The sequence below is a fragment of the Synechococcus sp. C9 genome, assembly GCF_022984075.1.
GTDB lineage: Bacteria > Cyanobacteriota > Cyanobacteriia > Gloeomargaritales > Gloeomargaritaceae > Gloeomargarita.
The window spans coordinates 2,358,060-2,383,971 of record NZ_JALAAD010000001.1 but is presented as its reverse complement, the minus strand read 5'-3'; the positions used below and the strand labels follow the sequence as shown (position 1 = coordinate 2,383,971).

Sequence of the window (25,912 nt, the reverse complement as noted above, 5' to 3'; positions counted from 1 at the left end):
TAAAAAAGAACTTTTACAATCTATTGAACTTATTTTGTAACAAAAATCTCCCCTGTGTGCCCATGTCAGCCCCGGATTTACTGCACCTTGACCAAATCAGTTACCGGTTTCCCCGCCAGTCCCAGGGTACCCTCACGGACATCAGCTTCTGCCTCCCTGCCGGAGAAATTCTAGGATTATTGGGAGCGTCCGGCTGTGGCAAAACCACCCTATTGCGACTTATTGCCGGTTTCATGGCTCCCACCAGCGGTACCATTCGCTTAGAAGACCATATTGTTGCCGGTGCCGGTCAATGGGTGCCCCCGGAAGCCCGACATTTGGGCATGGTTTTTCAGGATTACGCCCTCTTCCCCCACCTGAACGTGCGCCGCAATCTGGAATTTGGACTCAGGAAATTATCCCCCTCCCAACGTACCGAGCGGGTGCGCCAGGTTTTGGCATTGGTACATTTAACCGGTTATGAAGCCCGGTATCCCCACCAACTCTCCGGCGGTCAACAGCAACGGGTTGCTCTGGCACGAGCCTTGGCACCCCAACCCCGGTTGTTGCTTTTGGATGAACCCCTGTCCAACCTGGATACCCAGGTGCGGCAACAACTGCGTTTAGAAATCCGCCGTATCCTCAAAACCACCGGCACCAGCGGCATTTTTGTCACCCATGACCAGGAGGAAGCCTTTGCCGTCTGCGACCGGGTTGCCGTCCTCCACCGGGGTAAAATCGAGCAGATTGGCACCCCCGCCGAACTTTACCAAAGCCCCGCCTCCCGGGTCGTGGCGCAACTGGTCACCCAGGGAAATTGGCTCCCGGCGACCCCCCAAGGGGATGGCGTTTGGCACACGGAAATTGGTCCGATCCCCTACCCCGCCCCCCGCCCCGACCTCGCCAGGGATTGGGAACTGATGATCCCCCAGGAGAATGTCATCCTTGAGCCGGACGAGCAGGGGGAAGCGGTGATCCAGGACCGGCAATTTTTGGGGCGGGAATACCGCTACTGCCTCAGCACCCCTTCCGGTCGGGAATTGCACGCCCGGGTGCGGCAAGAGCCTTTATTACCGGTGGGCAGTCGGGTGCGCCTACGGGTCAAACCCCAGGGGGTACAGGCGTTCCCCAGCAATCCCTGAAATGCCCATCCGATAGGGCGTTCCGGGAATTAACCCCCTATTCAATACTCGGTTTGAGACCCTCCGCCAGGATCATTTCTGCCGTCGCCGCCTGCTGAAATTGGATCAACCGAGCCACCATCGCCGTCCAACCCGTTTGGTGGCTGGCGCCCACCCCAGAACCATTATCCCCATGAAAGTATTCGTAAAATAAAATCAAATCCCGCCAGTAGGGGTCATTTTGGAACTTTTCTGACCCCCCATACACCGGTCGCCGCCCCTGGTCATCCCGCTCGAAAATGGCGATCAAGCGACGGGAAATTTCTTGGCTGACCTCCCAAAGGGTGAGCAATGAACCTTCCGGTGCCGGACAGGGCACCCGCAATTCATCCCCGTAGTAGCTGTAAAACACCACCAGGGCTTGGAACAACAAGGCATTCAAGGGCATCCAAATCGGTCCCCGCCAGTTGGAATTGCCCCCAAACATCCCCGTGGTGGACTCAGCCGGTTCATAGCGCACCTCGTAGGGGTGGTAGCCCACCTGAAACGTGTAGGGATGTTCCAGATGGTACCGGGACAGGGAACGGATGCCATAGGCACTCAAAAACCGGGATTCATCCAGCATCCGCCCCAAAATCCGCCGCAACTTGGTTTCATTCACCAGGGCAATCAACCGCCGACCATTCACCCCCGGCTTCGTCGGGTCGCTGACATTGGCAAACAGATGGGGATGGTGTTCTTGAAATTCCGCAATTTGGCGGCGGAACACGGGCAAACGCTCCAGCACCCATTCCTCAATCACCGTCGTCGCCAGTAGGGGAATCAGCCCCACTAGGGAACGCATCTTCAAGCGCAACGCCTGACCGTCCGGGAGCCGCAACAGGTCGTAGAAAAAGCCATCCGCCTCGTCCCAAAGTTCATCCGCATGGAGTCCCACCCGGTCCATCGCCCCGGCAATGTAATAAAAATGTTGATAAAACTTAGTTGCCACCTCCTGGTAAGCCGGATTCTCCAACGCCAATTCCAGAGCCATGGTCAGCATATACAGGGAAAAACCCGCCATCCAGGCACTGCCATCCGCCTGCTCCAACACCCCCCCGGTGGGCAAAGGGGCACTGCGGTCAAACACCCCGATATTATCCAGCCCCAAAAACCCCCCCTCAAACACGTTGTTGCCAATGGAATCCTTGCGGTTGACCCACCAGGTAAAGTACAGCAATAACTTGTGAAATGACCGCTCCAAAAATTCCCGGTCGCCCTTGCCCGTGCGCTCTTTTTCTAAGAGATAAACCCGCCACACCCCCCAGGGATGCACCGGCGGATTCACATCATGGAAATTCCACTCATAGGCAGGTAATTGCCCATTGGGATGGATGTAACGATCCTTGGTTAACGTGAGTAATTGTTCCTTCGCCAAATCTATATCCACCATCGCCGCCACCGCCACGTGAAACACATGATCCCAAGCGGCAAACCAGGGATATTCCCACTTATCGGGCATGAGTAAAATATCTTTCGCCTCAAAATGAAACCATTCCTTATTGCGAACTATCTGCCGCCCCATGTACCCCGGCACCCCGGAATCACTGGTGCGCCATTCCTCCACCGGGTAGTAGTAAAACTGCTTGGTCCACAGCAGACTGGCAATCGCCTGCCGCATGATGTTTTGTTGATCCTCCGGCGTGGTCGGGGGAATCACCTGGGCATAAAATTCATCCGCCTCTTGCGTCCTTTGGTGAAACACCTGTGCCCCCTGTTCCGGGGCAAACCCTTCCCGCCGGTCACTCAGCCGCAACAGGATTGCCACTTCGCCGCCCCCAGGCACATCCAGCAGGTAATGCACAGCGGCTTTGGTGCCGGTTTTAGCGGGGTTGACCACGTTGGTTTTGCCCTCGATCAGATAGCGATGGAACGCATCCTTGACAAAAGGATGAATATTCGGGGTATCAAACAGCCGCTCCAGGTTGGTTTCGTTGTCCGTAAACAGCCAATACCCCCCCGTTTGCGCCGTGAGATAGTAGGGTTCCAACAGGGGATGTGCCGCCACCACCGTTTGACCGTCCAGGGCTTTGATCCCCGGCTTGCGCTTATCCTTGGCATCCGACCAACTCCAGGTATTACGAAACCACAGGGTCGGCATCAGGTGAATTGGGGCAATTTCCGTACCCCGATTGCAGGCACGAATTTTGATCCAAATGTCCCGCACCCCCGCCTTGGCATACTCGATAAACACGTCAAAATACCGATTATCGTCAAACACCCCCGTATCCAATAATTCATATTCCGGTTCATGGGCAGAACGGTGGCGATTGGTATGCACCAAATCATCATAGGGAAAGGGTTTTTGAGGATATTTATACAAATATTTCATGTAGGAATGGGTGGGGGTATTCTCCAGGTAAAAGTAATATTCTTTCACGTCTTCCCCGTGATTCCCTTCGCTGTTGGTGAGACCAAACAACCGCTCTTTCAAAATTGGGTCCCGTCCATTCCAGAGGGCGAGGGCGAAACACAACAATTGCTGGTCGTCGGAAATCCCCCCCAAGCCATCTTCCCCCCAGCGGTAGGTACGGGAGCGGGCTTGGTCATGGCTGAAATAGTCCCAGGCGTTCCCTGTGTCGCTGTAGTCCTCCCGCACCGTGCCCCACTGCCGTTCCCCCAGATAGGGACCCCACTGCTTCCAGGGTTGCGTGGTATCTGCCAAACGTTGCGCCTCTGCGGACATGGGAACCCCCTTTTTTGCGATTCACCTCAAACTGTAGCCTGTTTCCCAAGCTGGGGACGTAAACAACAGATAAAGAACACATTAAATTTGGTTCAACGGCGGGGGTATAATGAGGAGCAAGGCACTGCGGCAAACAGCATGGATTTAATGCGGGTTTTTGGCACGACCCATCCGGTGATCGGGGTGGTTCATCTCCTTCCATTGCCCACATCACCCCGGTGGGGAGGGAGTTTGGCGGCGGTGATGGAGCGGGCGGAGCAGGAAGCCAGTGCTTTGGCAACCGGGGGCGTGGATGGGATCATTATTGAAAATTTTTTTGATGCCCCCTTTACCCAGCATCAGGTCGATCCAGCGGTGGTCAGTGCCATGAGCTTGATTGCCCAGCGGGTGCGGGCGTTGGTGGATGTGCCCCTGGGGATTAATGTTCTGCGAAATGATGCCCTGAGTGCCCTGGCGATTGCTCAGAATGTGGGGGCGCACTTTATCCGGGTGAATGTGCTGACGGGGGTGATGGCGACGGATCAGGGGTTGATCGAGGGGTGTGCCCATCGCCTCCTACGCTACCGGCGGGAGTTGGACAGTGGGGTAAAAATTTTTGCCGATGTGCTAGTCAAACACGCCCGTCCCCTGGGTACGCCGAATTTAACCACAGCGGTTCAGGAAACGATCCAGCGGGGTTTAGCCGATGCAGTAATTTTATCCGGTTGGGCGACGGGGCATCCCCCCACCCGGGAGGATTTGGAACTGGCACGGGCGGCGGCGGGTCATGTGCCGGTCTTGGTGGGGAGTGGAGCCAATGCGGACAATGTGGCACACTTATTAACAGCCGCCGATGGGGTGATTGTCGCCAGTTCATTGAAGCGCAAAGGTCAAATTGAACAGCCGATTGACCCCCAACGGGTGAGCCATTTTGTGCAAGCCGTACGCCGTGCCCTGGAACCAGAGACCAGCGATCTGAGTCCTGGGTATGCAAGTCCCTATCCCAATGAATCTCCCGCCCACTCCTATGAGCAAATTACTCAACCGTCGCCGTAGCGCCCCCTGGTGGCAACGCCATTCTCGCCCGATGATGGGCATCCTCGCCGGGATTGGGGCGATTGAAACCGCTTACATTACCATTACCCACTGGCTGGGGGGGAATGTGGTTTGCCCGACTACCGGCTGCGAACAGGTATTGAAGAGTGAGTACGCCCAGCTATTTGGCATCCCCCTGTCCCTGGTGGGGTTTGGGTTTTATCTGGCGGTGGCGGTAGTGGCGGTGGTTTTGGCTCCTCGGCAGGACAAAGAGCAGGATTTCCCCTGGGCATGGGCGTTATTTGCCCTGACGACGGCGATGCTGGTCTCCAGTGGTTATTTCGTCTATTTAATGGCGGTAAAAATTGGTGCCTGGTGTGTGTATTGCATTACTTCGGCGATTTTAAGCGTGTGCCTGTGGTTTTTGGCGACCTTTGGGCGGGCGTGGCGGGATGTGGGGCAATTATTCACCACGGCTTTGGTGGTGGTTTTGGTAGCGCTGTTGGGCATTTTGGCGGCGTATAACGGGGTGGATGCTTCAGCGCAGGCGGGCAGTTCCAGCACACAAACGGGGCAGGGGTTGCAATCGCCGCCCCCGGTGACCACCCGTTCCGGTTCAGCGGAATTGGCTTTGGTGGAGCATTTGAACAAGGTGGGTGCCCGGGAGTTTGGTGCCTATTGGTGTCCCCATTGCCATCAGCAAAAGCAATTGTTTGGGCAAGAGGCGAGTAAGAAAATTAACTACGTTGAATGCGATCCCAAGGGGGTGAATAGCCAAACCCAGTTATGTGTGCAAGTGGGAATTAAGGGCTATCCCACCTGGGAAATCAATGGCAAACTTTATCCCGGGGTGAAAACCTTGGATCAGTTGGCGGATTTGACCAATTACCAAGGTCCCAGAAATTTCATCAACCAGGTGGTGAAGTCCCAGTAGTTTTTATGTAGGTAGCCATGAATCTCGAAATCATGCTTGAACCCGGAGAAGGTGGCTATTTTATTGCCCATGTACCGATGCTCAAAAGTTGCTGGTCTCAGGGCAAAACCAGGGAAGAAGCCTTAGATAATATCTGCGAAGCCATTGATTTATATTTAGAGCCAGAAGCCATTGAATTGGTGTAAAATCAAGAATTCATCGCATTGTAGGTGTGAAGTTACCTTTGCGTTCCGGTCGGCAGAAATGAATGGCAAAATCTTGGCACAGTGATCAACCCCAATGCGGTTCCCCGGAACCAACCATCACAATTAGCATGAAACGTGCTTTAGCAGGCAATTTAGGAATATTACTATCCCTCACCCTCACTGCTTGCCAGGGGAGTGGACTAGAACGTTCCCTCGCCCCCGACCCGAAACTCACTTCCCCCAGCCCCACCCTCCCGGCGAAACCCAGCCCCACCCCTACACCTACGGATACACCAAACCCGGAGGTGGTCGCTGACCCGGAACCCAGCCCGACACCGGTGGTAGTTGCCAATCTCACTGCTGTGCCAACCGCTTTGCAACCCCTGGTACAGGAGGTGTTGAATTTAGGGGTGATTCCCGCCAGCGAGGTGCAATTGGAACAACCCGTGACCCGCCGCCAGTTTGCCCGGTGGTTGATGGCGGTGCAACAACGGCTTTACCAAGACCAGATCGAACGGCAGGTGCGACCCGCTACCCCCGGCAGTCCCCCCGTATTTACGGATGTGCCCCGTTCTGACCCGGATTTCCCCGCCATCCAGGGTTTGGCAGAAGCGGGCATTATCCCCAGCCGGTTGACCAGCCCCACCGCCCCCACCCGGTTTCAGCCCGACCAACCCCTCACCCGTGCCGCCCTGATTACCTGGAAAGTGTCCCTGGATGTCCCCGGCACCCTACCCACAGCCACCGTGGCGGACGTGGCGAAAACCTGGGGGTTTCAGGATTCAGCGACCCTTGACCCCCTGGCGTTGGCGGCATTGAGTGCCGATTACGGTCATGAACCCAGCACGGTTCGGCGGGTATGGGGACGCACCCGTTTGTTTTTGCCCCAAAGGATGGTCAGTCAAGCCCAAGCCCTCGCCGCCCTCTGGTCTTTGGGGAACGGGGATACGTTGGTCACCGCCCGGGAAGCTCTTAAATAACCCCCCGCAGTTCCTGCACCACCCCGTCCCGGATCACCACCTCCACCTGCATTTTTTCGATCAAATTTTCCCCCACCTTAACGGTGAAATAGCCATCCAATTGCCCCTGATTCACCTCCTGTTCCATCTCCAGGGTTTGCACCTGGGTGAGTTGGGTGAGAATTTGATTTTTTTGATCCAGGAGTTTGCTTTTTTCATCATTGGCTTGAAATTGGATCGAGCTAATCTGCTCCGTCACCTGGGGGCTAGCCGGTTGTTTTTTGAGTTCCGTCATTGCCCGTTGTACCTGCACGTCAATCTGTTGGGTGCGGGCATCAATTTGATTAATTTGGGACTGCAAAATTTGCAGGGTTTCTTCCTTCCAACGGGGGGTCACAATGACCTTGATATTCACCGACCGTTTGAGCATCAATTCTGTCATGCCTGCCATGTTTCAACCCGGTGTGAAATGAACATCTGCTATCATACCCTGGATGGGGAATTAACTCACCCCCAACCCGGCAAATTGCAGGCGATGCAAATGGGCATAAAGCCCCCCCTGGTTCAGCAATTCCTGATGGGAACCCATTTCAATCACCTGACCCGATTTCAACACCAAAATCCGATCCACCTGGCGAATGGTGGCTAAACGATGGGCAATCATCACCACCGTGCGATTCTGCCATAGCCGTTGCAAAGCCGTTTGGATCACCGCTTCCGTGCCCACATCCAAGCTGGCGGTTGCCTCATCCAAAACCAAAATCCGGGGTTGCCGAATTGCCACCCGGGCGAAGGCAATCAACTGTTTTTGCCCTGTGGATAAATTGCTTCCCCGTTGCCGCACCGGCGTATGGTATCCCTGGGGTAAATGGGTGATGAATTCATGTAAATTTAACTGGCGAGCAATGGCTTCCACTTCATCAAAGGTATAGGATTCTCCCAGGACAATATTGCTGTAAATATCCCCGCTAAACAAAAACGGGTTCTGCAAAATTACCCCCACATACCGACGCAGATCCGCCTGTGCCAAATGTCGAATATCCACGCCATCAATCAAAATTCGCCCCTGGTTTGGTTCATACAAACGACAGAGCAGACGAATCACCGAACTTTTCCCCGCTCCGGTGGGTCCCACCAGTGCCACTTTTTCCCCCGGTGAAATCACAAAATCCAAATTTTTGACCGCCCATTCCCCCGGTTGATACGCAAAAGCAACCTGCTCAAACCGAATTTCCCCGCCCCCTTGTGTCGGTAACATTAACGGTGTCTGTGGGTCACGAATGGTCACGGGTTGGGAGAGAATTTCCTGAATCCGTTCCACCGCCGTCAACCCCGATTGAATCAGGGTAAATTTCTCCGCCAATTCCCGCAGGGGGTCAAACAATCGCTGGGCAAAAAGAATAAAACTCGCCAACACCCCAAACGTTAAATTATCCCCCAACACCAACCATCCCCCAACCATCAATACCGCTGCCGTCGCTACCAGAGCAATCCACTCTAAAGTCGCGGAAATTGCCGAGTCATGAAAAATGGTTTTATCCACCTCCCGATTGTACCGTTGATTCACCTTGCGAAATAGATAGGCGTTGTACCGCTCCCGCCCAAAAATCTGGACAACGTTTATCCCTTGAATATTCTCTTGAATCAGGGTATTGAGGCGGGATAATTCCTCCCGGGATTGGTAATTTGCCTTGCGAAATTGGGCTTGAAAATAGGTAATTAATCCCGTCACTGGAATCAGCAAAGCCAACAACACCAAAGCCAGTAACCACTGCTGTATAAACATAATGACGGCGATAGCAACGATGGTAAACATATCAATCAAAATCCCCACCGCCCCCGTCGCAAATACATCCCCAAGGGCTTCCACATCGCTGGTCAAACGGGTGATCAATTTCCCCACCGGCGTGCGGTCAAAATAGGTCATGGGCAGTGCCAGCACATGGTCAAATAAATTCTGACGAATGTCTGCCGTAATATTTTGTCCCACCTTTTGAATTAGATAGCTTTGCATCCCCTGCAAACTCAGGCGCAACACCACCGTGACTAATAACAACATAGCGATTAATCGTAACCCCTGGGAAAGGGAAAGCCGCTGTAAAAATTCCGGCACCGGTTCTTGCCGAACCAAGGAAATCGCCTGTCCAATCAAAACCGGTTGAATGGCACTGGCAAAGGCTAAGGGCAAGAGTAAAATAAAAGACAGGAATAGCAATTGGCGGTAACGAAACGCATAACGCCCCAAATGTTTGAGTAATTGCCAATCTCCCCCAGGACGACCAAACTTCTGCGAGTATTGCACCACAAAAAACCCCATAATTGACCTTTTCTAGTATGGGACAAACAGCCAAGCAACGGCTCTCATCACAATTTGCTAAACTATAGGGCGAATCAGTGAGCAAAACCAACAGGGTGTGGGGTCATGGTTTCTATGTGGCGATGGCGGCGGCGACAAGCGGCTAATTTGTGGCTCTACCTCGTGCTTTCCCTCTTGTTTCACGGGGCGGCAGTTCTTGCCCTCCACTGGGCTGACCCACCTTTAGAACTCACCAAAACCGAGGAGCCACCCCCGATTGAAATTGTGGATGCGCCCAAGGCGGAACTGGATGATACCCCACCCCCGGACACCCCTAACCGTGCCGCTCGCAATACGGTAGCCCAGGGAACGGTGCGCCCCGATAGCCCCCGCAATCTGGAAACCACCCAACGGGCAACGGCGAGTTCTGATTCCCAAACTACTCCCCAAGCAGAATCCTCGCCCGAACCCCTGCCCAGCCCGGTGGCACAAACGCAACCTCAACCCGCACCCAACCCGGTAGCGCAAGCGGAATCTCAACCCCAACCGTCTCCAGAACCCATTCCCAGCCCAGTCGCCCAGGCGGAACCCCAGCCCCAACCTAGCCCCGTTGCCTCCCCGGAGCCGCAACCTAAGCCCCAACCCCAACCTAGCCCCATTGTTCAGGCGACCCCCGAACCCACTCCCAGCCCGATTGTACCACCGAAACCCCAGCCCCAACCCCTAGCACGGTTACTCCCGCCCATTCCCCAACCCGCACCCCCTGCGGTCAGCCGTCCGAACCCCCAACCCCCTACCAATCCCACCCCGCCCCAGGTCGCCGCCGCCCCCACCCCACCCAAGGGAAATGCGTCTCTTTTGGGGGGCACCCTCAGCAAAGATGCCCGCCAAGCCCAGTTAGACCAGGAAGCCAATACCACCCGCAACGCCCCTGGCCCCACCCAATTGGCGGCTCGGCAGGAGGTGGATTTAGGTCCCTATCTTGCCAACCTCCGGCGGCGGGTGCAGGAACGCTGGAACCCCCACACCCCGGATCAACAGCGGCAAGCGGTCATCGGCTTTACCATCAACCGGGATGGGCAAATTTCCAATATGCGGGTTCTGCAAACCTCTGGGAATGCCCAAACCGACACGGAAACCATCCTGGCAATTCAACGGGCGGCTCCCTTTGGTGCCCTACCGGAGCAATATCCCCACAACAAACTGGAAATCGAATTTACCTTTAACATTTACGTCAATAATTCTGTGATTCAGACCCCCCGCAGTTGGTATGGTTTTTAAGGAACTTGCTGGATCGGGGTTCCCGTGCGTACTGGGAGGTGCAGATGGAAGTTGCCAGTCGTTTATTTGCCGCCGGGGGGGTCGTCATGTGGCCCTTGCTGGGGTTTTCGATCCTCGCCTTGGCGCTGGTCCTAGAACGGTTGGTCTTTTGGATACGGGTCAGCACCCGCCAGCCCGAAATTGTCCAGGAAACCCTGAGCTTGTACCAACGCAGTCCCCGTTCGGCGATGATTCTCCTCAAGCAAAATAGCCATCTGCCCCTGGCTCGCATCTTTTTATCCGCCCTGGAACTGGACGACCCCAACCCGGAGGAATTTCGCCTCGCCCTGGAAACCGCCGCCCAGGCGGAACTCCCCCTGATCAAACGGTTTAATACGGTTTTTGAAACCATTATCAGCCTGTCCCCCCTGCTGGGGCTGTTGGGCACGGTGCTGGGTCTAATTACCAGTTTGGCGAACCTGCGCCTGGGGGATTTGGGGGGCACCCAGTCGGCGGCGGTGACAGCGGGGATCGGGGAAGCCCTGATTTCCACAGCGGCGGGGCTGGTGGTGGCGATGGTTACTTTGCTGTTTGCCAATACCTTCCGGGGTTTGTACCAGCGGCAAATTGCCCTGATCCAGGAATACGGCGGCCAGTTGGAATTAATTTATCGCCATAGGTACGAAAAAGGAGGCAGTCATGCGGCTCAATGAGGAAAATGAATCCCCAGCCCAGATCAACATTGTCCCGATGATTGATGTGATTTTTGCCATTTTGGTGTATTTTATCGTTAGTACCCTCTCCCTCACCCGCCTGGAAAGTTTGCCCGTGAATTTGCCGGGAGCCAGTACCGCCCAGGTGCAAAATGCCCCCCCCGTGACGGTCAGTTTAACCAAAGCAGGAACGGTAGCGGTCAACGAGCAAACGGTTCCCCTCAGCGAAGTCCAAAACCGGGTGCGGGTCTTGGTGCCGACGGGTCAGAATGCGGTGGTGGTGATTAATGCGGACCGGGAAGCCAATTATGGGCAAGTGGTGGCAATCATGGATCAACTGCGGCAGATTCCGGGGGTGCGGATTGCGGTGGCCACTCAACGTCCTTAGTTTTGCTGTACTTTGTCTGGTCATAGCTCCGGCGGGGATTGCCCAAGAACCGAAGGGACGGGCGGCGGACTTACCTACCCGTGCCCGCACGACTGGGAATGTAAATTATGGTTCAGGGGGGCCAGCCAGAATTGAATTACGTCAGGAACGACCGGGGGGCTGGCCTCTGCCCTTTGGGGTGCAATTTAGTCCGGGGTTAACCGGTGGTGATCCGGGTTCGGGGCCAGCGGGTTATGGATCGGATTCGATTTTGGTGGAAATTGTCGTACCCGTGAATTAGCTGGATTTTTGATTTGTCGGCACCTCTATTTATTGTTGCCACTGGAAGATTATTTCGCTGGCAGGCAGATATTCTGGAGAACCAAGGGCGGGAGATGCCCCGGCGACCCGTGTATCTATAGCCGCCGCCAGATATTTTCCCCGTGGGTATCGGTGCCACAGGTCACCCACAAGCCATACACCCGGCTGAGATGCAGTACCCGAGCCGTTTGTTCTGGGCTGGGCCGCCAGGGGTCGGGGTTGTGGTAGGCATAGTAGGCTTCTACCCCGTCAATTCCCAGGGCGCTGGCTGCGGGAATCAACTCACTAGCGGGCTTTTTGTAGCGTTCCGGGTGCGCCAAAACCGCCAATCCCCCTGCCCCCTGAATCGCCGTAATCACCGCCGCCGCCGGGTAATCATCCCCCAAAGGCGTACTGCCTTGTAGATAGGGAGCCATCAGTCCGTGGTTGGGGTCAAAGGCGTAACCCAAAATATGCACTTCCAAACCCAACAATTCACAGCTAATTTCCACCCCCGACCAGAGGGTAGGTTTGTGGGGGCTGTTCAACTCCATCAGGTAGCGATAAGCTCGTTCATACCCCTGCACACTGTGATGGTCAGTGATCGCCAAACCCTGCAAGCCACCATCCCACGCCTGCCGAATCACCTCCTCCGGTTCCAGGCGACCATCCGAATGCACCGTATGCAGATGAAAATTGTACACATCGGGACAACTCCGGGCGTGCAGTCCGGCCAAAGCATCCTTGAGTTGTTTTATTGTTGGCCGTTGCTCGGCTAAAATTGCCGCCATGCCCACCTCCCCGCTCACAACGTAAAACTTTGTTAAGATTTTACGATTTACAGCATAGCACGACCCATCAATTATGGATAATGCGCTTGCCTACTCGCCGCTAGGGTCGGTCATCCATCCCATGAATTGAGTTTTATAGTCATTTTTAATAAAAGTGCAACATTTTATGAGGTTAGAATGTTCATACAGTCTTTTAAGTGGTTACGGGATACGGCTGTAAACCCACTGGCTCTAGTCCTCATTGGCATTAAACCTTGAAAATAAAATTCTTTGTACCCTGTAATTGGTGAACAGGCTGTATCATCGAGAACCATACACCGTAGGTGCTTCTTTGACGGAGGCTACACCCCTGCGACCCATGCTTAGGATTGCCCAGAAAAAAAAGATCAGAGCGCACTGTCCCCTTTTTACCTAGTTCTTTGGCGACATTCCCCAAAGCTGGCAAAATTGCCGTTTAGACAGCCCGCCGCTGTGCCGCCCCCGGAAACCCCACCGGTACCAATTGCTGGTGACTGCGAGCGGTCTCTAAGCGGTGTAAATCCCGGTAATTCACCCAATGGATACAGTCCACCGGGCAGGTATCAATGGCTTCCTGAATCAGATACTCCGGGTCGCCATCCTGGTTCACCACCCGGGAGCGTCCGTAGTCCGGCTCGATGTAGAAGGTATTGCGGGCGACGTGAGCACAATGTTTGCACCCAATACAGACCGCCTCATCCACATAGACAGCTTTTTGCCGCCATTGACCGCCCAGTTCTGGCTCAAATCCCGTCCGCTCCATCAGACCGCCCAGCGTTGTACCACCAACCGCAGGGAACCATCGGGTAATTGTTGGGACTCGCTCACCTGAAACCCTTGCTTCTGGCTCTGGGCAACCACTACTTCGTAGGCATATTGTTGGTGCAATTGCTTGACAAAACCTTCCACGCTCAGGGGCTGTTGCCAGTACTGCAAATCTGTCACCAAATTGTACTGCTGACCGTCCCAGACAAAGCCGATGTCATAGCCATTGTCCTGGGGAATGACCAAGTCTGCGGTTTGGGTTTGTCCCCGATAACCCCGTACCGGCTGGGAACCGACCCGATAGGTATAGTTGAGCCGGGTGAGAGCGGCTTCGAGGGCTGACCGGTGCCGCAGGCTGGTGTGAATGGTGCTGAAATGGGACATGGGAATACCGCCTTTAGTAATGGGGATGGATGTGAACGTCCTGGTGGTGGGGCTGGGTATGGGTGGTCTGGAAATACTCCGCCGTCCATTCCCGGTGGACAACGTGCCCCAACTCCTGCTCGATGGGGTGGGAAACCTGGGTGCACTCCGCACTGGCAATGCCCTGTACCTGCACCTCGACCCGTCCATCCGGGCGAATGATAAACTCTATGGTTTCCATCGGTTGTCACCCACGAATTACCTCAGATTGTAACGAAGATTAGGGAGAATGACATCTTGCTCATAATTTTTAACATTTGCCAGTTCTGAATCCTGGGGTATGGGCTACACTGGAGTTCACAGAGTGCTCCCCGGTCATGACCCAGCAACGCCCCCCCAGCTATGTCCGTCTCGCCATGCGGAATATGGTACGCAAAGGCAGGGTATCCCTTTTCCATTTCACCCTGACCGCCCTGGGGCTGATTGGGGTCTTGGTGGGGCTGGCTTATCTCACGCATTAGTCAACAATTAAAAATTAAACTGGGTGATTTTGCCAAGGGGTGTCCCAAAATGTGCTACCTTGATGGGCACTTGTGAATTTTAGGGCAACCCATGACTGCTGTTGATGCGTTGGCGAGCGAACTTCCTGCCCTCACCCAAGCGGAGTATGAGCGTTACTCCCGCCATTTGATCTTGCCGGGGGTGGGGTTAGAGGGGCAAAAAAAATTAAAAGCGGCGAAGGTGTTGTGCGTGGGAACCGGGGGGCTGGGTTCGCCGGTGTTGCTCTATTTGGCGGCGGCGGGCATTGGTCGTTTGGGGATTATTGATTTTGATACGGTGGACATTTCTAATTTGCAACGCCAGATTATTCATACGGTGGAACGGGTGGGGCAATCCAAGGCACAATCTGCCAAAGAACGCCTTGCCCAGTTAAACCCCCATTGTCAGGTGGATGTGTATGAAACCCAGTTAAATGCCAGCAATGCCCTGGATATTATTGCCAAGTATGATGTAGTGGTGGATGGCACGGATAATTTTCCCACCCGTTATTTGGTCAATGATGCCTGTACGTTATTAAATAAACCGTTTATTTACGGTTCGATTTTGTGGTTTGAGGGGCAGGTGTCCGTGTTTAATTACCAGGGGGGACCCACCTATCGGGATTTATTCCCAGAACCGCCACCGCCGGGTGCGGTACCTTCCTGTGCTGAGGGGGGAGTGTTGGGGGTTTTATGCGGGGTGATTGGCTCGTTACAGGCGACGGAAACGATCAAAGTGATTCTTGGCTTGGGGGACACCTTGAGCGGGCGTTTACTGCTTTATAATGCCCTGAAAATGCAGTTTCGGGAATTAAAATTGCGTCCCCATCCCGACCGTCCGGTGATTAAAGAATTGATTGATTACGACCAGTTTTGTGGCATCACCCAAGCCCGACAGCAGGAGCAAACCATGCAGGCAGAAATTCCCGAAATCACGGTGCAGGAATTACACCAACGGCTGACCCAGCAACCCCAACAAACCTTGCTGGTGGATGTGCGGAATCCGGGGGAATACGAAGTGGCACGCATCAACGGTTCGGTGTTGATTCCTTTGCCGGAATTGGAGCAGGGGGCGGGTCTGGAAAAGTTAAACCAAATCTGGGGAGATCAGGAACTGGTGGTGCATTGCAAATCCGGGGTGCGTTCCCTGAAAGCCTTGCATTTGATCAAGGAAAAAACCGGGCGGGTGGGGATGAATGTCAAGGGTGGCATTTTAGCCTGGAGCCGAGAAATTGACCCTTCCGTACCCCAGTATTAATGCCGACGCAAGACACCCAATACATTCATTTATTGGCAACCCAAATTGCCCTTTTTCTCCTTCATCCTTTGGTTGGTTATACCGCTTCGGGCAACTTGGTCATTGTTTCCCTTTTATTTTGGGCAATTATGGTCATCACCCGCACCATTTTACCCCGGCGCACCTTCCGGGCTTACTTGGGTTTAGCCCTATTGGGGTTGGGGGTACAATTGTTGGGATTACTGCGGGATTTAGCGGGGGTGCAATTGTTACCGGTGGATGTGACCGTTGCCCTTGATCTGCTGGGGCAAATTATTTTTGTCGGTTTTTTAATGGTTCCGATTCGTGCCATCATTCAGCGGTTATTTCAAGAGCGACGGGTGACGGTGAATACCCTGCGGGGGAGTGTTTGTGTTTATTTACTGATCGGCACCCTCTGGAGTATTGTTTACAACATCATGTACACGGTCAATCCCGAGGCGTTTGCCTTCAGCCACCCCACCACTGGTGAAGCGTTGTATTACTTTAGTTTTGTAACCTTGACTACCGTTGGCTATGGGGACATTGCCCCGGTCAGTCCCTTGGCACGGACCGCCACCAATGTGGAGGCAATCATGGGACAGATGTATATTGCCATCATTGTGGCGCGGGTAGTGGCGTTGTACCGTTCCCCTTGGGAAGCGCCAGTTATCCCCCCCAAACAACCCCCCCAGGGCACAATTGATTGATTAAACCTAGCAGGGAATGAGCCAAACCATGAAAAAAGCGCTGATTACTGGCATTACGGGTCAAGACGGTTCCTACCTCGCCGATTTTTTGGTGCGCCAGGGCTATGCGGTGCATGGCATTATTCGCAGAGCTTCGCTGTTCAATACCAGCCGGGTGGATCATTTGTACAAGGATGCCCACGACCCGGAGGCACGCCTGTTTTTGCACTATGGGGATTTGACGGATGGGACGGGTTTGCGGCGGATTATCGAGCAGGTGCAACCGGATGAGGTGTACAACCTGGGGGCGCAGTCCCATGTGAAGGTCTCCTTTGCCCAACCGGAATACACGGCGGATGCGGTGGCGACGGGGACGCTCCGGTTGTTGGAGGCGGTGCGGGATTACGAAAATATTTCCGGGCGCCGGGTGAAATTTTACCAGGCGGGTTCCTCGGAGATGTTTGGGGCGGCCCCTCCTCCCCAACATGAAAAAACCCCTTTTTATCCCCGCAGTCCCTATGCGGTGGCGAAGGTGGCGGCTTATTGGTATTGCGTGAATTACCGGGAAGCCTACGGGATGTTTATTTGTAATGGAATTTTGTTCAACCATGAGAGTCCCCGGCGGGGGGAAACCTTTGTCACCCGTAAAATTACCCGGGCGTTGGGGCGGATCAAAATGGGGTTACAAAAGCATTTGTATTTGGGCAATTTGGCGGCGAAACGGGATTGGGGGTTTGCGGGGGATTATGTGGAGGCGATGTGGTTGATGTTGCAACAGGAACAACCGGATGATTTTGTAATAGCCACTGGGGAGGCTTATTCGGTGCAGGAATTTTTGGAAACGGCGTTTGGGTTGGTAGGTTTGGATTGGCGGGACTATGTGAAAATTGACCCCCGTTATTTTCGCCCGACGGAAGTGGATTATTTACTGGGGGATGCCACCAAAGCCTCGAAACAACTCCATTGGCAACCCCGGTGTAGTTTCAAAGAATTGGTAGAGATGATGGTACAGCATGATTTGGAATTGGCTCGCCAGGAACTAACGCTCAAGGAGGCGGGGCATTGGGTGAATTTCCCTGGCTTGAGTGATTAGGTTGCGGCGAAACATTTCTGGGTATCTGGATGGTTTTGGGGCTGATAGGAAGCCACCACCCGCCCCGCACCCCGCCACTGCTGGGCATAGGTTTCCCCAATGGCTCCCCGGTCCTCCCCCAGGGAATCCACCCCGATACCATTGCGCCCCTGGGCCAGTCCAGAGCAATGAATGTACTGCTGATTGCCTAAATAAATCCCCACATGGGTCGCCCGCTCTGCGGTACCAAAAAAGACCAAATCCCCCGGTGCGAGGCTGTCCCGGCTGATGGGAGCCACAAAGGCTTCCTGCTGATAGGCATCCCGGGGCAACCAAATGCCCGCCTGGGCAAAGGCAGTCTGCACCAGACCAGAGCAGTCAAAATCCGGTGGCACCGTGCCGCCCCAGCGATAAACATGGGGTTGTCCCATGGCGTGCAGAGCAAAAGTGAGCACCAGGGGTAAACGGGGGACAATCGCCGCCCGGTTCAGTTGGGGGGGCTGGTAGGGTGTGGTAGTGGGCTGAACGTTAGCCCAATCCACTGGGGTCACCCAACCCCCGTAATCGTCCTCGGCTAAAGTGACCCACCGGCGTTCCCCGGACGTTTCACCCGGATATAGCCACCGACCCGCTTGGGCTTGCGTCGCCAGGCGTTCCCCGGTGGGGGCATCGTAGAGATTGACCACCTGCTGACAGCGGTACCACATCAGAGATTGGGTTCGGACTCCGGGGCATTCTCCCGGGGCGAGCGACCCCGGCGATTGTTGGTGGTTTTGCGGCTAAATTTGCGGGCATAGGCCCGGTTACGCAGGGCTTTTTCTTTCTTGGGATTACGGCGTTTCGCCACTGATAGTACCTCAAATGGGAATAACCCGGAGCCGACCCAACCGGAGCCAGCCACCGGGTCAGGGGTTCTTTAGTTTAGCTTAAACCCCAGAACGGTTAAAATCCCGGCGACCGCCGCCAAAACTTTCCCGGGGACGGTCTTCCTTCGGACGGGCTTTGTTCACCCGCAGTTGGCGACCCATCCACTCCGCTCCATCCAGTTCGGTGATCGCCTTGTCTTCCTGGTCGTCTTCGTTCATCTCCACGAACGCAAACCCCCGCATCCGACCGGTTTCCCGATCCATCGGCAGTACCACGTTTTTGACACTGCCATATTCAGCAAAGACTTCCTGAATATCTTCTTTCGTCACCCGGTAATTCAGATTACCAATGTAAATCGTCATGAGCTAGCCTCGATGTAAATTGAAAATGACCGTGCAGTCGGTTGCGGAAAATTTCTTCAAGCCGTATCGGCGAATGGAAAATCGTCGAATGGAAACTGGGAAGAACGCTGAATCCAAAACTACATCAGTACACCCCTATAATAACCTACAGGGATTAAATTGGGAAGATTTTCCAGTTCAGCTCGCAAAATGTAATAAAAATTTAAGAACATTGGCGAGGTGTGGTGATGGGATTGGCATCCTTGGGGCGGATTCTGGAGCGGTTGGACACCAGCCCCACTTGGGAGCAGTGCCGTCAGTGGCGGGAGTTATTGCGGGTGTGGGGGGAGTTGGTCGGGCCGACGGTACAGCATCAGACGGAGCCGTTGTACATTCGCCGGGGGGTGTTGTATGTGGCGACCCGTTCCCCCGTGTGGGCGCAAAATCTCGCTTTTGAACGGCATCGCCTCCTGCAACGGCTGAATCCCTTACTGCCCCAGCTTTTGAAAGATATTCGTTTTCGTCCCACCCTGACCCCAGAGGGGCAACCCCCCGCCGGGAGGGTCTTTCGAGGGGGCACCCGCCCGCCCGGAACCGCCCCTGTCCCGCCCCCCACCTACCGCCGTCCCCCCATTTGTCCCCGCTGTCACGCCCCGGCACCCCTGGCGGAATTGGACCGTTGGGGGGTATGCAGCCTCTGTCGGGCGGTGGAACTTTCCCGGCAAACGCTACACTAGGAAGGAATTGCGAGGAACTCTTATGGTGCAATCACCGTATTACGGAGATAGTTACTACCGGACACCGCCGCCGGATTTGCCGTCCTTGTTGTTGAAAGAGCGGATTATTTACCTGGGTCTGCCGATTGTTTATCAAGTCACGGAATTGATTGTGGCGCAGTTGCTTTATCTGCAATACGAAGACCCGGAAAAACCCATTTATTTCTACATCAATTCTACGGGTACCTCTCGGTTTGATGGGGAGCCGGTGGCGTGGGAAACGGAAGCCTTTGCGATTTGCGACACGATGGCTTATATTAAACCGCCGGTGCATACGATTTGTATTGGTATCGCGATGGGGATGGCGGCGGTTTTGTTATCCGCCGGTAGCAAGGGCAATCGAGCCAGTTTACCGAATGCTTCGATCATTTTGCGCCAGAGCCGCAGTTACACCCGGGGGCAGGCTTCGGATATTCAAATTCAGGCGCGGGAAGTCCTGCACAATCGGGCGGTGATGTTGGACATTTTGGCGGAAAATACGGGGCAACCCCGGGACAAAATTGCCAAGGATATGAGCCGTACCTTTTATATGACCCCCCAGCAGGCGAAAGACTACGGCTTGATTGACCGGATTTTGGAAAGTAACCGGCAACTGCCCCAGGCGGCGCAAAATCTTGCCCTACCAGGGAAAACATAATTTATCCCAATTCACCCTAATTTATCCAATCAGCAGGAGTAAAACGATGCCCCTTGGTGTTCCCAAAGTTCCCTACCGTTTACCCGGTGAACCCTATACCCAATGGATTGATATTTACAACCGTTTGTACCGGGAACGGATCATTTTTTTGGGTCAAGAAGTGGATGATGAAATCGCCAATCAAATTGTGGCGGTGATGCTGTATTTAGACTCGGAAGACCCGGGGAAAGATATTTATCTCTACATCAATTCTCCTGGGGGTTCGGTCCATGCGGGGTTAGCCATTTACGATACCATGCAACACGTTAAATCCGATGTGGTGACGATTTGTGTGGGGTTAGCGGCTTCCATGGGGGCATTTCTATTGGCGGGGGGAACTAAAGGCAAACGTTTAGCCTTGCGCCATTCCCGGATTATGATCCACCAGGTGTCGAGCGGGACCCGGGGGCAAGCTTCGGATATTGAAATTGAAGCCCGGGAGGTTCTGCGGATTGACCAACAATTGAACCAACTCCTGGCGTACCATACGGGGCAACCGTTGGAGAAAATTCAACAGGATCAAAAGCGGGATTTTTATATGTCGGCGCAGGAGGCGTTGGCGTACGGTTTGGTGGACAAGGTCATCGAAGGTAAAGCCCCGTGACATGGCTGACCCCAAGCTGGTGCGGAGTTATCAATGTTTGGGATTGCCTGTGGGTGCGTCCTTGGAGCAGGTGAAAGCCACCTATCGCCGCCTTGCCCGCCAGTACCACCCGGATGTGAACCCCGGCAATCAAGCCAGCCACGAACGGTTTATCGCCCTCAATCAAGCCTACACTCTCCTGTTGGAACACCTGAGCGCAGGTACCCAGGGGCACCCCCCCGTGACGCCCCAGGTGCGGGTGGAGGTAACACCCCAGCCCACCCCAGCCCGTCCACCCCTGACCCGGGAGGAGCAGGAGTTCAAACATAAATTTCACGTCCAATGGCGCACCTTACTGGAGCAGGGGCGATTTCCCCGGGCGGTGGCTCTGTTGGATGCCCTGGGGGAACGACTGCCCCAAGACCGGGATATTCCCACCTGGCAAGCCCAGACCTATCAACGGTGGGGGAGTCATTTGATTGATCAGGGGCAATGGGATAAGGCACGCAGTCATCTGAAAAAAGCCCTGCGCCTTGACCCCCACAACCGGCACCTGTGGCAGGAGGTGAATCGGGAATTTATTCGGCTGGATCAGCGGATTAATAAGTATTGAATGAATTGGTAGGGGTGTATCTTTGCTTGCGTAGGTTCACAATGAGGGGCGCATTCCTCAATTAATTCATCAGTCAATTCCCAATAGGTGACTACATGGACATAACCTCTGTTTTGGGTTCCCCAAAAGATCGGTTCACCAAGGGGGTATGATCATGATACGCTAAAATTAAAATAAATAAATTAGTAGATTATTGAATCAAAATTAAATTGGGAGGTTGTCCAATGACCCAAATGCAAAATCTAAATGACCTTTATGAGCAGGATATTTTGCTATGGTCAGAAGATACGGTTGCCAAACTGAAGGCACGGGATTTTGATCATCTCGACCTTGAACACCTGATCCAAGAAGTAGAAGCCTTGGGCATCTCTCAAAAAAAAGAATTGGTTAGCCGCCTGATCGTCTTATTGGAGCATTTATTAAAACGGTTGTATGTGCCTCTCGTCAATGACTACCCAGGTTGGGAACGAACAATTCGCACCCAAAGGGCAGAACTAGAGGTTTTATTGGATGCCGTACCTAGCTTGGAAAATCGCTGGGAAATCAGTTTTGATAAGGCTTGGCACATCGCCCTAAAAAATGTGCGAAAAGAATATCCACAACATTCCTTCCCCGATCAATGGCCGAGGGAGCGTTCCATTGCACCAATGCTGAACTGTGACTTTTGGCTGGAGCCATCTCGGGGGTAAAAACAAACTGAATTCACTCCCTCGCCAGGGTAGGAATGGGCAGAAAAATAAATTTTATACTTCAAAACAGCAATGCTGCTAAAAGACCGTTTCCGCCTTTAGTTCTGCGGAATTTTTGCTCGCACTTTCGTACTATAGCAATCCTACTTGATTAGTGAACAGAGATTCCCCAGAACCAAATATGGGGGCGGTGCCCCTGGAACCCCGATGCCATTCGCATTTAGGATGGCTTTAAGACTCCACTTCCACCGCCTCGAAGTGCAACCCCGGCGCCAAATCCCCCAACACCACTGCATCCGGCACCACCGCTGGCGGCAAATTTCCCCCTGGGGTACTGCTGGCCGTATGTTCCGGGAGCCAATGGAGCAGGGGCAACGGCAGGAGGGTACTCAGATTGGTCAGGGTAATCAACAGCCACAGCCGGCCAAAATCGGTTTCCGTAATGCCCAACAGATGGGTCAACAACGCCCCTAATTCGTGGGCCACCCCCCCCGCCAGATTCAGCACCGACATCAGCAGGGCAAACAAGGTGGCCTCAATCCCCGGTGGACACAGGCGTGCGGCCAACACCAACACCGGCATAAACCCCAATTCCCCCATCACCGTCAAAATCGCACTGTCCCCCAGGCTAAACCAGCGGTCGGGAATCCCCAACAGGCGATTGGCATGGGTCACCAACAACAAATTGGTCAACCCCAAACCACTGGAAAGCACCGTGGTCCACAGCAACATCCGGCGGATCGGCACCTCCCGCAAATACCGCTGGAACACCCACACCCCCACCAAGGCCGCCACACTGGTCACCAGCCGCACCCGCCCCAAAAATTCCGGCGGAAACTGCAATTCATTAGTAATAAAAAAGAAAAACGCCGTATCCGACGTCGGGGTCGCCTGCCAGAGAAATAAAAACATCGTTGGCAGTAAAATCGCCCGCTGGTTCATCGCCTGCCACACCTGCTGTACCTGGGACACCATGCCCGCCGTGAACCCCCGCCGCTCCGTCACCGGCAGTTCCTGCACCCAAAACGCCCCCGCACTCACCAGCAGTGGGAACACCGCCGTAATCCCAAATACCGCCCGGGTGCCCAAATGTTCCAGCAGTGCCCCGCTCAAGTAGGCCGTCACCAACCCCCCCACCGCACTCGTCCCCCAACACAGGGACTGTAGGGAACCCGTCTGGCTTTGCGTTGCCCCCCGCACCCGCTCCACCACCAACGAATCCGCAATCACATCCCCCATCGCCGTTGCCAAAGAGGCCAGGGTAATCGCCGCCACCGCCTGCCAGGGTCGGTGTACCCACAGGGCTAACCAACTCCAGGCCCCCGCCCCCAAAATGCCCGACAGGATCAAATAGGAACGCCGCCGGTAGCCCCACAGGGGCACGCCATCAGCGATAAATCCAAACAGGGGTTTCACCATCCAGGGCAGAGCCGCAATCCCAGTCAAAGCCGCCACCATTGCCGGGGACAAGCCCAATTCATCCTTCAGGAAAAAACTCACCGCCAACCGGGCCAGACCAATTACCCCCTGGACAAAATACACCAGCAAAATCCCCAAAAGCTCCGGGGTCGGCTCCCAACCCAGCAACATCCGACGTTGCACCCAAGCCCGCCAAGGGGAAGAAATCCTAGTCTGCATGGCACCTCCTGGGAGCAAACGCATGGTCAACAAAAAATCAACGAGAACTAACTTATGTTACAAATTTTTTCAATTTTATGGGTTTTGGGGATACCCGCCAAAAAAAAGCGGCCACGGGACAACCCATGACCACACATCACCTCACAATTTGGGGGGATTTGTCCTAGCGTTGCCCAGGCAGGAACGCCATCGGATTCACCGGACCCCGATCCCGCTTGCGGATTTCAAAATGGACGTGGGGCCCAGTGCTAAAGCCCGTACTGCCCATTTCCGCAATGAGCTGCCCCTGCTCCACCTGCTGATTTTCCCGCACCAAAATGCGGCTGTTGTGGGCGTAATAGGTGACACTGCCGTTGTCGTGCCAGATTTTTACCAGGTTGCCGTAGCCCCCGGAATTCCAGCCCGCAAAAATCACCGTCCCCGCCGCCGCCGCTACGATGGGGGTCCCCACCGGCCCAGCAATGTCAATCCCCTGGTGCATCCGTCCCCAGCGGGGGCCAAACCCGGAGGTAAGTACCCCCCGTGCCGGCCAGATATACCCCTTGAAGAAGGTGGGGTCCTTGGGCAAAAATGTCTCCGCATCCCCCATCGGCGGCAAGCTCAGAGCTTGGAGATTGGCATTGGGGGAACTGCCCTCACTCAAAGCCGGGGGGAAGACGTTGGGCAGGATCGCCGCCAAATTTTGTACCCCTGGATTGCGCCGCAGTTGATCCGTATTCACCGGGGGAGCCGTGCCCAATTCCCCAAGCGCGTCGGTTCCCAGCAGGGGATTCACCGGGGCCTGGGGCAAGTTTATTCCCGGTGCCCGCAAAGATTGGGGTTTTACAGCTGGCAGACGGGGAGCCGTCAAGCGAGCCAACACCTGGGGCACGGGGCGTTGGGCCAAATCACGGGCAGGCGTTTCAGCCGTCATCCCCGGCACCCGCAGGGTTTGCCCCACATACAACACATCCGGGTTGGTCAGACGATTCAGCCGCACCAACGCTTCCAAAGATACCCCGAACCGGCGGGCAATGGCGTTCAAAGTATCTCCCGGTTGTACCCGGTACTGCCCCGCTTGTTTGGGGGAAACCTCCTGCGCTCCATGCTCCACTAAAGTGGGAGTTGCCATCATCGCCGCCGCATCCCGAGGCAAACGCCCCTCCCGGATCAACGCCTGTTGCCGTACCCGTGCCAATAAATTCTCAACCCGATTGGGAAACGCCTCCGGCGAACGGGGGGGAATTTTCAACACCTGCCCCACCGTCAAAACCTGCTCCGGGCGCAACCCATTCAACTGGGCAATTTCTTCCACCGTCACCTGGTACAGATGGGACAACTGCCACAGAGTTTCCCCCGCCCGCACCCGGTGTTCCACCACCAAAGCATCCGGCACCACCGCTACCACCCCTTCCTGGGGAGAAACAGGCATCTCCGGGGCTAGGGCGGGATTCGCTACCGCTACCCCCTGACCCACGCTGGCCAGGGCACCGACGGCGACCAACCCGGTCATCACCGGACGAACCGGGCTAGGACGGGAAACCTGAGCAACGGCCAAATTGGACAATTGCTGGGACACTTGTACGGGCCGCCAACCAAAGCTGGCAAAATCGTGCTGTTGCAAGAGTCACCTCCTATAAACGGGTGTGAGGAAAACACAAAACACAAGGAGCGAACTTAGCCAGGGCTTCCCGTGTGCCGGTGGTACCCAACACCCGAATCACCCCTCAACCACTCATGGCGAACTGGAACCAAACCAGCAACGCTCTAGTCCAGTATTTAGCCCGCCTCCCCCAGCCAGCGTAAAGCCCTGATGATAAATCGTTATGACTGATAAGGGCGATGTCACCGTGTCAGCCTAAGAAGATAATTAAAAAAAACTTATATGTATCCCAAGCAACACGCCAAAGGTCACTTATTGTGCTAATTGCCGCTGGGCTTCAAAGAGACCGACCGCCACACTCACGGATAGGTTCAAACTCCGCACCCCCGCTGACCGCATGGGAATCCGCAGGTGTGTATGACAGGCATTGAGGCAAAAGTCCGGCAGACCCGCTGTTTCACTCCCAAAAAATAACCAATCCCCTGGTTGAAATTGGAATTCCCAGAGGCTGACCTGCGCCCGGGGACTGAAGGCCAACCAGCGGTGGGCGGGATGAGTATTCCTGCGGATAAATTCCTGCCAGTTGGGGTAGAAATTCCAGATCACATGGGGCCAGTAATCCAAGCCCGCCCGTTTCAAATAGCGGTCACTCAACTCAAATCCCAGGGGGCCAATCAGGTGCAAGGGGGTACGGGTAGCGGCGCAGGTGCGGGCGATATTTCCCGTATTGGGGGGGATTTGCGGCTCTACCAGCACTACATGAAGGGGAAAATCCCCAGCACAAAAGTCGTACATTTAGCCC

At 54.8% G+C, this 25,912-nt stretch carries 31 protein-coding genes; 18 read left to right on the top strand and 13 right to left on the bottom strand.

The genetic code is table 11. The annotated features are described in order from the left end of the window. Nucleotides 1-62: 62 nt before the first annotated feature. Nucleotides 63-1,121 (top strand): ABC transporter ATP-binding protein, encoded by a 1,059-nt coding sequence (locus MLD66_RS11680; protein WP_247219108.1) that lies wholly within the window; start codon nt 63-65, stop codon nt 1,119-1,121. Between the two features lie 37 nt (nt 1,122-1,158). Here MLD66_RS11680 and MLD66_RS11675 read toward each other — a convergent pair whose 3' ends face one another. Beyond that, the gene (locus MLD66_RS11675) at nt 1,159-3,825 is read right to left on the bottom strand and encodes a glucosidase (protein ID WP_247218081.1); all 2,667 of its coding nucleotides are present in this window, start codon (nt 3,823-3,825) and stop codon (nt 1,159-1,161) included. Between the two features lie 138 nt (nt 3,826-3,963). Here MLD66_RS11675 and btpA point away from each other — a divergent pair, with 138 nt between their 5' ends. The 4 genes from btpA (at nt 3,964) to MLD66_RS11655 (ending at nt 6,938) form a co-directional block, all read left to right on the top strand. Beyond that, the gene (gene btpA / locus MLD66_RS11670) at nt 3,964-4,860 is read left to right on the top strand and encodes a photosystem I biogenesis protein BtpA (protein WP_247218079.1); all 897 of its coding nucleotides are present in this window, start codon (nt 3,964-3,966) and stop codon (nt 4,858-4,860) included. Beyond that, nucleotides 4,832-5,773, top strand: coding sequence for a vitamin K epoxide reductase family protein (locus MLD66_RS11665; protein ID WP_247218077.1), 942 nt, complete (start codon nt 4,832-4,834; stop codon nt 5,771-5,773). Before btpA ends, MLD66_RS11665 begins: the two co-directional genes overlap by 29 nt. 32 nt (nt 5,774-5,805) lie before the next feature. Further along, nucleotides 5,806-5,958 carry a type II toxin-antitoxin system HicB family antitoxin gene (locus MLD66_RS11660; RefSeq protein WP_247218075.1) on the top strand — a complete coding sequence of 51 codons (153 nt, stop codon included), beginning with the start codon at nt 5,806-5,808 and terminating at the stop codon, nt 5,956-5,958. Between the two features lie 62 nt (nt 5,959-6,020). Continuing rightward, on the top strand, nt 6,021-6,938 hold the full coding sequence (locus tag MLD66_RS11655; protein ID WP_247218073.1) for an S-layer homology domain-containing protein: 918 nt from the start codon (nt 6,021-6,023) through the stop codon (nt 6,936-6,938). On the opposite strand, the gene MLD66_RS11650 is transcribed toward MLD66_RS11655, so the two are convergent. Together MLD66_RS11650 and MLD66_RS11645 are read right to left on the bottom strand one after the other, a co-directional pair. Then, nucleotides 6,931-7,368 (bottom strand): YlqD family protein, encoded by a 438-nt coding sequence (locus MLD66_RS11650; RefSeq protein ID WP_247218071.1) that lies wholly within the window; start codon nt 7,366-7,368, stop codon nt 6,931-6,933. The genes MLD66_RS11655 and MLD66_RS11650 overlap by 8 nt on opposite strands. A gap of 51 nt (nt 7,369-7,419) precedes the next feature. Further along, complete coding sequence (locus MLD66_RS11645) at nt 7,420-9,219, bottom strand: ABC transporter ATP-binding protein (protein ID WP_247219107.1); 1,800 nt, start codon at nt 9,217-9,219, stop codon at nt 7,420-7,422. A 120-nt stretch (nt 9,220-9,339) separates the two neighbouring features. On the opposite strand from MLD66_RS11645, the gene MLD66_RS11640 reads away from it, so the two are divergent. The 4 genes from MLD66_RS11640 to MLD66_RS11625 are packed head-to-tail and all read left to right on the top strand — an operon-like array spanning nt 9,340 to nt 11,854. Then, nucleotides 9,340-10,494, top strand: a complete 1,155-nt coding sequence (locus MLD66_RS11640) for an energy transducer TonB (RefSeq protein WP_247218070.1) — start codon at nt 9,340-9,342, stop codon at nt 10,492-10,494. 44 nt (nt 10,495-10,538) lie between these two features. After that, a complete protein-coding gene (locus MLD66_RS11635; protein ID WP_247218068.1) occupies nt 10,539-11,186 on the top strand; it encodes a MotA/TolQ/ExbB proton channel family protein in 648 nt (215 codons plus the stop codon). Continuing rightward, on the top strand, nt 11,173-11,574 hold the full coding sequence (locus tag MLD66_RS11630; RefSeq protein WP_247218066.1) for a biopolymer transporter ExbD: 402 nt from the start codon (nt 11,173-11,175) through the stop codon (nt 11,572-11,574). The genes MLD66_RS11635 and MLD66_RS11630 overlap by 14 nt, the downstream gene beginning before the upstream one ends. Further along, a complete protein-coding gene (locus tag MLD66_RS11625) occupies nt 11,549-11,854 on the top strand; it encodes a hypothetical protein (protein ID WP_247218064.1) in 306 nt (101 codons plus the stop codon). The genes MLD66_RS11630 and MLD66_RS11625 overlap by 26 nt, the downstream gene beginning before the upstream one ends. Before the next feature lie 115 nt (nt 11,855-11,969). Here MLD66_RS11625 and MLD66_RS11620 read toward each other — a convergent pair whose 3' ends face one another. From MLD66_RS11620 to MLD66_RS11605, 4 genes are all read right to left on the bottom strand, one after another. Beyond that, nucleotides 11,970-12,644: a PHP domain-containing protein gene (locus MLD66_RS11620; protein WP_247218062.1), complete on the bottom strand. Its 675-nt coding sequence runs from the start codon at nt 12,642-12,644 to the stop codon at nt 11,970-11,972. 454 nt (nt 12,645-13,098) lie between these two features. After that, nucleotides 13,099-13,425 (bottom strand): ferredoxin, encoded by a 327-nt coding sequence (locus tag MLD66_RS11615; RefSeq protein ID WP_247218060.1) that lies wholly within the window; start codon nt 13,423-13,425, stop codon nt 13,099-13,101. Next, nucleotides 13,425-13,811, bottom strand: coding sequence for a DUF1257 domain-containing protein (locus MLD66_RS11610; RefSeq protein ID WP_247218057.1), 387 nt, complete (start codon nt 13,809-13,811; stop codon nt 13,425-13,427). Before MLD66_RS11610 ends, MLD66_RS11615 begins: the two co-directional genes overlap by 1 nt. A gap of 13 nt (nt 13,812-13,824) precedes the next feature. Beyond that, complete coding sequence (locus MLD66_RS11605; protein WP_247218055.1) at nt 13,825-14,031, bottom strand: DUF2997 domain-containing protein; 207 nt, start codon at nt 14,029-14,031, stop codon at nt 13,825-13,827. Nucleotides 14,032-14,167: 136 nt separating this feature from the next. On the opposite strand from MLD66_RS11605, the gene MLD66_RS11600 reads away from it, so the two are divergent. The 4 genes from MLD66_RS11600 (at nt 14,168) to gmd (ending at nt 17,366) form a co-directional block, all read left to right on the top strand. Then, complete coding sequence (locus MLD66_RS11600) at nt 14,168-14,311, top strand: DUF3285 domain-containing protein (protein ID WP_247218053.1); 144 nt, start codon at nt 14,168-14,170, stop codon at nt 14,309-14,311. Between the two features lie 91 nt (nt 14,312-14,402). Then, nucleotides 14,403-15,587: a molybdopterin-synthase adenylyltransferase MoeB gene (gene moeB / locus MLD66_RS11595; protein ID WP_247218051.1), complete on the top strand. Its 1,185-nt coding sequence runs from the start codon at nt 14,403-14,405 to the stop codon at nt 15,585-15,587. After that, on the top strand, nt 15,587-16,294 hold the full coding sequence (locus tag MLD66_RS11590; protein ID WP_247218049.1) for a potassium channel family protein: 708 nt from the start codon (nt 15,587-15,589) through the stop codon (nt 16,292-16,294). The genes moeB and MLD66_RS11590 overlap by 1 nt, the downstream gene beginning before the upstream one ends. A 16-nt stretch (nt 16,295-16,310) precedes the next feature. Then, nucleotides 16,311-17,366 (top strand): GDP-mannose 4,6-dehydratase, encoded by a 1,056-nt coding sequence (gmd, locus tag MLD66_RS11585; RefSeq protein WP_247218047.1) that lies wholly within the window; start codon nt 16,311-16,313, stop codon nt 17,364-17,366. Here the strand turns inward: gmd and MLD66_RS11580 are convergent. The 3 genes from MLD66_RS11580 to MLD66_RS11570 all read right to left on the bottom strand — a co-directional run bounded on the left by MLD66_RS11580 (nt 17,363) and on the right by MLD66_RS11570 (nt 18,574). Continuing rightward, on the bottom strand, nt 17,363-18,052 hold the full coding sequence (locus MLD66_RS11580) for a C40 family peptidase (RefSeq protein ID WP_247218045.1): 690 nt from the start codon (nt 18,050-18,052) through the stop codon (nt 17,363-17,365). The genes gmd and MLD66_RS11580 overlap by 4 nt on opposite strands. Next, a complete protein-coding gene (locus MLD66_RS11575; RefSeq protein ID WP_247218043.1) occupies nt 18,052-18,192 on the bottom strand; it encodes a hypothetical protein in 141 nt (46 codons plus the stop codon). Before MLD66_RS11575 ends, MLD66_RS11580 begins: the two co-directional genes overlap by 1 nt. Nucleotides 18,193-18,271: 79 nt before the next feature. Further along, the gene (locus MLD66_RS11570; protein ID WP_247218042.1) at nt 18,272-18,574 is read right to left on the bottom strand and encodes an RNA-binding protein; all 303 of its coding nucleotides are present in this window, start codon (nt 18,572-18,574) and stop codon (nt 18,272-18,274) included. 227 nt (nt 18,575-18,801) lie between these two features. Between MLD66_RS11570 and MLD66_RS11565 the strand changes: the two genes are divergently transcribed. From MLD66_RS11565 to MLD66_RS11545, 5 genes are all read left to right on the top strand, one after another. Then, the gene (locus MLD66_RS11565; RefSeq protein WP_247218040.1) at nt 18,802-19,290 is read left to right on the top strand and encodes a DUF721 domain-containing protein; all 489 of its coding nucleotides are present in this window, start codon (nt 18,802-18,804) and stop codon (nt 19,288-19,290) included. Between the two features lie 22 nt (nt 19,291-19,312). Beyond that, entirely contained in the window at nt 19,313-19,966 is a 654-nt protein-coding gene (locus tag MLD66_RS11560; RefSeq protein ID WP_247218038.1) for an ATP-dependent Clp protease proteolytic subunit, read from the top strand. A 46-nt stretch (nt 19,967-20,012) separates the two neighbouring features. Next, nucleotides 20,013-20,609 carry an ATP-dependent Clp protease proteolytic subunit gene (locus MLD66_RS11555; protein ID WP_247218036.1) on the top strand — a complete coding sequence of 199 codons (597 nt, stop codon included), beginning with the start codon at nt 20,013-20,015 and terminating at the stop codon, nt 20,607-20,609. A 1-nt stretch (nt 20,610) separates the two neighbouring features. Next, on the top strand, nt 20,611-21,201 hold the full coding sequence (locus MLD66_RS11550; protein WP_247218034.1) for a DnaJ domain-containing protein: 591 nt from the start codon (nt 20,611-20,613) through the stop codon (nt 21,199-21,201). 224 nt (nt 21,202-21,425) lie between these two features. After that, nucleotides 21,426-21,890: a DUF29 domain-containing protein gene (locus MLD66_RS11545; RefSeq protein ID WP_247218032.1), complete on the top strand. Its 465-nt coding sequence runs from the start codon at nt 21,426-21,428 to the stop codon at nt 21,888-21,890. 231 nt (nt 21,891-22,121) lie between these two features. Here the strand turns inward: MLD66_RS11545 and MLD66_RS11540 are convergent, their stop codons facing one another. The 3 genes from MLD66_RS11540 to MLD66_RS11530 form a co-directional block, all read right to left on the bottom strand. Then, a complete protein-coding gene (locus tag MLD66_RS11540; RefSeq protein ID WP_247218030.1) occupies nt 22,122-23,528 on the bottom strand; it encodes a folate/biopterin family MFS transporter in 1,407 nt (468 codons plus the stop codon). Nucleotides 23,529-23,691: 163 nt separating this feature from the next. Beyond that, on the bottom strand, nt 23,692-25,131 hold the full coding sequence (locus MLD66_RS11535) for a peptidoglycan DD-metalloendopeptidase family protein (RefSeq protein WP_247218028.1): 1,440 nt from the start codon (nt 25,129-25,131) through the stop codon (nt 23,692-23,694). A gap of 291 nt (nt 25,132-25,422) precedes the next feature. Next, a complete protein-coding gene (locus MLD66_RS11530; RefSeq protein ID WP_247218026.1) occupies nt 25,423-25,905 on the bottom strand; it encodes a tRNA (cytidine(34)-2'-O)-methyltransferase in 483 nt (160 codons plus the stop codon). Nucleotides 25,906-25,912 lie beyond the last annotated feature (7 nt).